4 protein-coding genes are annotated in these 6,965 nt (G+C 58.8%); all 4 read left to right on the top strand.

The annotated features are described in order from the left end of the window. The coding region (gene rpoC / locus PIN01S_RS25980; protein WP_084339814.1) for a DNA-directed RNA polymerase subunit beta' at positions 1-3,705 on the top strand (3,705 nt) is incomplete at its 5' end. A gap of 143 nt (positions 3,706-3,848) precedes the next feature. Next, positions 3,849-4,220 (top strand): 30S ribosomal protein S12, encoded by a 372-nt coding sequence (gene rpsL / locus PIN01S_RS25975; RefSeq protein WP_084339813.1) that lies wholly within the window; start codon positions 3,849-3,851, stop codon positions 4,218-4,220. Positions 4,221-4,317: 97 nt separating this feature from the next. Further along, on the top strand, positions 4,318-4,788 hold the full coding sequence (rpsG, locus tag PIN01S_RS25970; protein ID WP_084339812.1) for a 30S ribosomal protein S7: 471 nt from the start codon (positions 4,318-4,320) through the stop codon (positions 4,786-4,788). A gap of 30 nt (positions 4,789-4,818) precedes the next feature. Continuing rightward, positions 4,819-6,921 (top strand): elongation factor G, encoded by a 2,103-nt coding sequence (fusA, locus tag PIN01S_RS25965; RefSeq protein ID WP_084339811.1) that lies wholly within the window; start codon positions 4,819-4,821, stop codon positions 6,919-6,921. The last annotated feature ends 44 nt before the right edge of the window (positions 6,922-6,965 follow it).

Here is a 6,965-nt window from a genome sequence, read left to right as displayed (position 1 = left end):
TTCGAGGCGCTCGAAGAGTTCGGCGATGACTTCGATGCCCGCATGGGCGCGGAGGCCGTTCGCGAGCTGCTGAACCAAATCGACCTGGAGCACGAGATTGGCCGCCTGCGTGAAGAAATCCCGCAGACCAACTCGGAAACCAAGATCAAGAAGCTGTCCAAGCGCTTGAAGCTGATGGAGGCCTTCCACGGTTCGGGCAACCTGCCCGAATGGATGGTCCTGACCGTTCTGCCGGTACTGCCGCCGGATCTCCGTCCGCTGGTTCCGCTGGATGGTGGCCGTTTCGCGACGTCCGACCTGAACGATCTGTATCGTCGGGTGATCAACCGTAACAACCGTCTGAAGCGCCTGCTCGACCTGTCCGCGCCGGATATCATCGTGCGCAACGAAAAGCGCATGCTGCAGGAAGCCGTCGACGCCTTGCTGGACAACGGTCGTCGTGGCCGTGCCATCACCGGCTCGAACAAGCGTCCGCTGAAATCCCTGGCCGACATGATCAAGGGCAAGCAGGGTCGCTTCCGTCAGAACCTGCTCGGTAAGCGCGTGGACTACTCCGGTCGTTCCGTGATCACCGTCGGCCCGACCCTGCGTCTGCACCAGTGCGGTCTGCCGAAGAAGATGGCTCTCGAGCTGTTCAAGCCGTTCATTTTCGGCAAGCTCGAAGCTCGCGGCATGGCGACTACCATCAAGGCCGCCAAGAAGATGGTGGAGCGCGAGCTGCCGGAGGTCTGGGACGTTCTCGCCGAAGTGATTCGCGAGCATCCGGTCCTGCTGAACCGTGCGCCGACGCTGCACCGTCTGGGTATCCAGGCGTTCGAGCCCGTGTTGATCGAAGGCAAGGCGATCCAATTGCACCCGCTGGTCTGCGCTGCTTACAACGCCGACTTCGACGGTGACCAGATGGCCGTGCACGTTCCGCTGACCCTCGAGGCTCAGCTGGAAGCACGTGCGCTGATGATGTCCACCAACAACATCCTGTCGCCCGCCAACGGCGAGCCGATCATCGTGCCGTCGCAGGACGTTGTACTGGGCTTGTACTACATGACCCGCGAAGCGGTTAACGCCAAGGGCGAAGGCCGTGTATTCGCTGACCTGCAGGAAGTCGACCGTGTGTTCCGCGCCGGCGAAGCATCCCTGCATGCCCGTGTGAAAGTACGCATCAACGAAACCGTCAAAGAAAAGGACGGCAGCCTCACCAAGAACACCCGCATCGTCGACACTACTGTCGGCCGTGCGCTGCTGTTCCAGGTCGTGCCCGCCGGCCTGTCCTATGACGTAGTCAACCAGCCGATGAAGAAGAAGGCGATTTCCAAACTGATCAACCAGTGCTACCGCACCGTTGGCCTGAAGGACACCGTCATCTTCGCCGACCAGTTGATGTATACCGGTTTCGCCTACTCGACCATCTCCGGCGTGTCGATCGGCGTGAACGACTTCGTCATCCCGGATGAGAAAGCACGCATCATCGATGCGGCGACCGAGGAAGTGAAGGAAATCGAAAGCCAGTACGCCTCCGGCCTGGTAACCCAGGGCGAGAAGTACAACAAGGTGATCGACTTGTGGTCGAAGGCCAACGACGAAGTGTCCAAGGCGATGATGGCGAACCTCTCGAAAGAGAAGGTTATCGATCGCGAGGGCAAGGAAGTCGATCAGGAGTCCTTCAACTCCATGTACATGATGGCCGACTCCGGTGCGCGGGGTTCCGCTGCCCAGATTCGCCAGCTTGCCGGTATGCGTGGCCTGATGGCCAAGCCGGACGGCTCGATCATCGAGACGCCCATTACTGCGAACTTCCGTGAAGGCCTGAACGTACTCCAGTACTTCATCTCCACGCACGGCGCGCGTAAAGGTCTGGCGGATACCGCGCTGAAAACCGCGAACTCTGGCTACCTGACCCGTCGTCTGGTCGACGTGGCTCAGGATCTGGTGGTGACCGAGATCGACTGCGGCACCGAGCAGGGCCTGTTGATGACGCCTCACATCGAAGGCGGCGATGTGGTCGAGCCGCTCGGCGAGCGTGTCCTCGGCCGTGTCATTGCCCGGGACGTGTTCAAGCCGGGCGGCGATGAGGTCATCGTTCCGGCTGGTACCCTGATCGATGAAAAGTGGGTTGAATTCATCGAGCGCATGAGCGTCGACGAAGTGGTGGTGCGTTCTCCCATCACCTGCGAAACCCGCTACGGCATTTGCGCCAAGTGCTACGGTCGTGATCTGGCCCGTGGCCACCAGGTGAACATCGGTGAAGCGGTTGGCGTCATCGCCGCTCAGTCCATCGGTGAGCCGGGTACCCAGCTGACCATGCGTACCTTCCACATCGGTGGTGCGGCAAGCCGGACTTCCGCTGCCGATAACGTTCAGGTCAAGAATGGCGGCGTGATCCGTCTGCATAACCTGAAGCACGTCGAGCGTACCGATGGCAATCTGGTGGCGGTCTCCCGCTCCGGCGAGCTGGCCGTTGCCGACGACTTCGGCCGTGAACGTGAGCGTTACAAGCTGCCGTACGGTGCTGTCATCTCCGTGAAGGAGGGGGATAAGGTCGAACCGGGTGCGATCGTTGCCAAGTGGGACCCGCACACCCACCCGATCGTTACCGAGATGAAGGGTACCGTTGCCTTCGTCGGTATGGAGGAAGGCATCACGATCAAGCGTCAGACCGATGAACTGACCGGTTTGACCAACATCGAAGTGCTGGATCCGAAAGATCGCCCGGCTGCCGGCAAGGACATCCGCCCGGCCGTGAAACTGGTCGATGCCAATGGCAAGGAGTTGCTGCTGCCCGGTACCGACGTCCCGGCTCAGTACTTCCTGCCGGCGAACGCGCTGGTCGGTGTTGCTGACGGCGCTCAGGTAAGCGTGGGTGACGTCATTGCACGTATCCCGCAGGAAACCTCCAAGACCCGTGACATCACTGGTGGTCTGCCTCGCGTGGCCGATCTCTTTGAAGCGCGTCGTCCGAAGGAGCCGTCCATCCTGGCTGAAATCAGCGGCACCATCAGCTTCGGTAAGGAAACCAAGGGCAAGCGTCGCCTGGTCATTACCCCGACCGACGGTAGCGATCCGTACGAAGAGCTGATTCCGAAGTGGCGTCACCTGAACGTCTTCGAAGGCGAGCAGGTGAACAAGGGCGAAGTGATCTCCGACGGTCCTAGCAACCCGCACGACATCCTGCGCCTGCTGGGTGTCAGCGCGCTGGCCAAGTACATCGTCAACGAGATTCAGGACGTGTACCGCCTGCAGGGTGTGAAGATCAACGACAAGCACATCGAGACCATCCTGCGTCAGATGCTGCGTAAGGTCGAAGTCGCCGAAGCCGGTGACTCCAGCTTTATCAAGGGCGACCAGGTCGAGCTGACCCAGGTGCTCGAAGAAAACGAGCGTCTGGCTGGCGAAGACAAGTTCCCGGCCAAGTATGATCGCGTATTGCTGGGTATCACCAAGGCTTCCTTGTCCACCGAGTCGTTCATCTCGGCGGCCTCCTTCCAGGAGACCACTCGAGTTCTCACCGAGGCGGCGGTTACCGGCAAGCGCGATTATCTGCGCGGCCTGAAGGAAAACGTGGTAGTGGGTCGCCTGATTCCGGCTGGTACCGGCCTGGCCTATCACAGCGAGCGCAAGCGTCAGCGCGATTCTGGCAAGCCGGTTCGTGTCAGCGCCAGCGAAGTGGAAGCCGCTCTGACCGAAGCGTTGAACTCGAGCGGTAACTAATAAAGCCAAGTCCGGGTCTGCAGGGCCCGGGCTTTGCCTTGACGGGGGGCGGGAGTCTCTTTAGACTCATGCACCCCTAAATTTGGCAGGGCGTTGCGCTCTGCCATTTTGTTTATGTCGAAAGACAACAGTGGAGCTAGTAGATGGCAACTATCAACCAGCTGGTACGTCAGCCGCGCAAGCGCATCGTCGAGAAGTCCGACGTGCCTGCGCTGCAGAACTGCCCGCAGCGTCGTGGCGTGTGCACCCGCGTGTACACCACTACGCCGAAGAAACCGAACTCGGCACTCCGTAAAGTTTGCCGTGTGCGCCTGACCAATGGTTATGAAGTCACTTCCTACATCGGTGGTGAAGGTCACAACCTGCAAGAACACAGCGTAGTGCTGATCCGCGGCGGTCGTGTAAAGGACCTTCCGGGTGTGCGTTACCACACCGTGCGCGGTTCGCTGGATACCTCCGGCGTCAAAGACCGTAAGCAGGGTCGTTCGAAGTACGGCGCCAAGCGTCCGAAGTAAACCGTTTTCCTATTTATTGAGTCGATAAGAGTAAGGTCGGGCGTAACCGATTCGTTACCGTTCCGAGCTAACCTGAAGACCGTTTGAGGGCTTATCAATGCCAAGACGTCGTGTAGCAGCCAAGCGCGAGATCCTTGACGATCCGAAGTACGGCAGCCAAATCCTTGCCAAGTTCATGAACCACGTGATGGAGAGCGGCAAGAAAGCCGTTGCCGAGCGTATCGTTTATGGTGCTCTGGACAAGGTCAAAGAACGCAAGAACAGCGACCCCCTGGAAATCTTCGAAAAAGCACTCGACGCCATCGCTCCGCTGGTCGAAGTGAAGTCTCGCCGCGTAGGTGGTGCGACTTATCAGGTTCCGGTCGAAGTTCGTCCGTCCCGCCGTAATGCGCTGGCTATGCGCTGGTTGGTGGATTCCGCTCGCAAGCGTGGCGAAAAATCCATGGCTCTGCGTCTCGCCGGTGAACTGCTGGATGCCTTCGAAGGCAAAGGCGCTGCTGTCAAGAAGCGTGAAGACGTGCACCGTATGGCGGAAGCCAACAAGGCCTTCTCGCACTACCGTTTCTAATCGCGCTTTCAATTCCGCGAGGACCTTATTGTGGCTCGTACTACCCCAATCAACCGCTACCGTAATATCGGGATCTGCGCCCACGTAGACGCGGGCAAGACCACTACGACGGAGCGGATCCTGTTCTATACAGGCGTCAACCACAAAATGGGCGAGGTGCATGATGGCGCCGCGACTATGGACTGGATGGTGCAGGAGCAGGAGCGTGGTATCACCATTACCTCCGCTGCCACTACTGCCTTCTGGCAGGGCTCCGAGAAGCAGTTCGACAAGTACCGTATCAACATCATCGACACCCCCGGTCACGTGGACTTCACCATTGAGGTGGAGCGCTCTCTGCGTGTGCTGGACGGTGCTGTCGTGGTGTTCTGCGGCACTTCCGGCGTAGAGCCGCAGTCCGAGACCGTATGGCGTCAGGCCAACAAGTACGGTGTGCCGCGTATCGTCTACGTCAACAAGATGGACCGCGCTGGCGCCAACTTCCTGCGCGTCGTCGGCCAGATCAAGCAGCGCCTGGGCCATACTCCTGTCCCGGTTCAGCTCGCTATCGGTGCTGAGGACAACTTCCAGGGCCAGATCGACCTGATCAAGATGAAGGCGATCTTCTGGAACGAAGACGACCAGGGCATGACTTTCCGTGAGGAAGAGATCCCGGCCGAACTGCGTGACATGGCTGAGGAATATCGCTCCAACATGGTCGAGGCGGCAGCCGAGGCCAACGAGGAGCTGATGAACAAATATCTCGAGGAAGGCGAGCTCAGCGTCGAAGAGATCAAGGCGGGCCTGCGTCTGCGCACTATCGCCTGTGAAATTGTTCCGGCAGTTTGTGGTTCCTCCTTCAAGAACAAGGGTGTTCCGCTGGTTCTCGATGCTGTCATCGATTTCCTTCCGGCTCCGACCGAGATCCCTGCGATCAAGGGTGTTCATCCGGATAACGAAGAGCAGGAAGACGAGCGTCATGCTGATGACAACGAGCCGTTCTCTGCTCTGGCGTTCAAGATCGCGACTGACCCCTTCGTTGGTACGCTGACTTTTGCGCGCGTCTATTCTGGTGTTCTGAGCTCGGGCGACTCCGTACTGAACTCCGTGAAGGGTAAGAAAGAGCGTGTTGGTCGTATGGTTCAGATGCACGCCAACACCCGTGAAGAGATCAAGGAGGTTCGCGCAGGAGACATCGCTGCTTTGATCGGTATGAAGGACGTCACCACCGGTGACACCCTCTGCTCGATCGAGAAGCCGATCATTCTCGAGCGCATGGATTTCCCGGAGCCTGTGATTTCGGTAGCGGTAGAGCCGAAGACCAAGGCTGACCAGGAGAAAATGGGTATTGCCCTTGGCAAGCTGGCTCAGGAAGACCCGTCGTTCCGCGTGAAGACCGATGAAGAGTCCGGCCAGACCATCATCTCCGGCATGGGTGAGTTGCACCTGGATATCATCGTCGACCGCATGAAGCGTGAGTTCGGTGTTGAGGCCAACATCGGCAAGCCGCAGGTGGCTTACCGTGAGACCATTCGCAACAAGTGCGAGATCGAAGGCAAGTTTGTTCGTCAGTCCGGTGGTCGTGGCCAGTTCGGTCACTGCTGGATCCGCTTCGAACCGGCTGACGAGGGTCAGGAAGGTCTGGAGTTCCGCAACGAAGTCGTGGGTGGTGTGGTTCCGAAGGAATATATCCCGGCAATCCAGAAGGGTATCGAAGAGCAGATGAAGAACGGTGTTGTCGCCGGTTATCCGCTCCTCGGCCTGAAGGCGACCGTGTTCGATGGTTCCTACCATGACGTGGACTCCAACGAAATGGCGTTCAAAATCGCTGCCTCCATGGCGACCAAGCAGCTGTCCCAAAAGGGCGGTGCTGTTCTGCTCGAGCCGATCATGAAGGTTGAGGTGGTGACCCCCGAAGACTACATGGGTGACGTGATGGGTGACCTGAATCGTCGTCGTGGTCTGATCCAGGGGATGGAGGATACTCCGGCTGGTAAGGTTATCCGTGCCGAAGTACCGCTGGGCGAGATGTTTGGTTACGCTACCGACGTTCGCTCCATGTCCCAGGGTCGTGCGAGCTACTCCATGGAGTTTGCGAAGTACTCGGAAGCCCCGGCAAACATCGCCGACGCTATCATCAAGAAACAAGGTTGATTCAGCCCTTAAAGTAAGAGGTTTACTGCCGTGGCTAAGGAAAA

Source organism: Pseudomonas indica NBRC 103045, assembly GCF_002091635.1.
Lineage (GTDB): Bacteria > Pseudomonadota > Gammaproteobacteria > Pseudomonadales > Pseudomonadaceae > Pseudomonas_M > Pseudomonas_M indica.
Note: the sequence above shows the minus strand (reverse complement) of the source record. Positions and strands in the feature narration are given on the sequence as shown.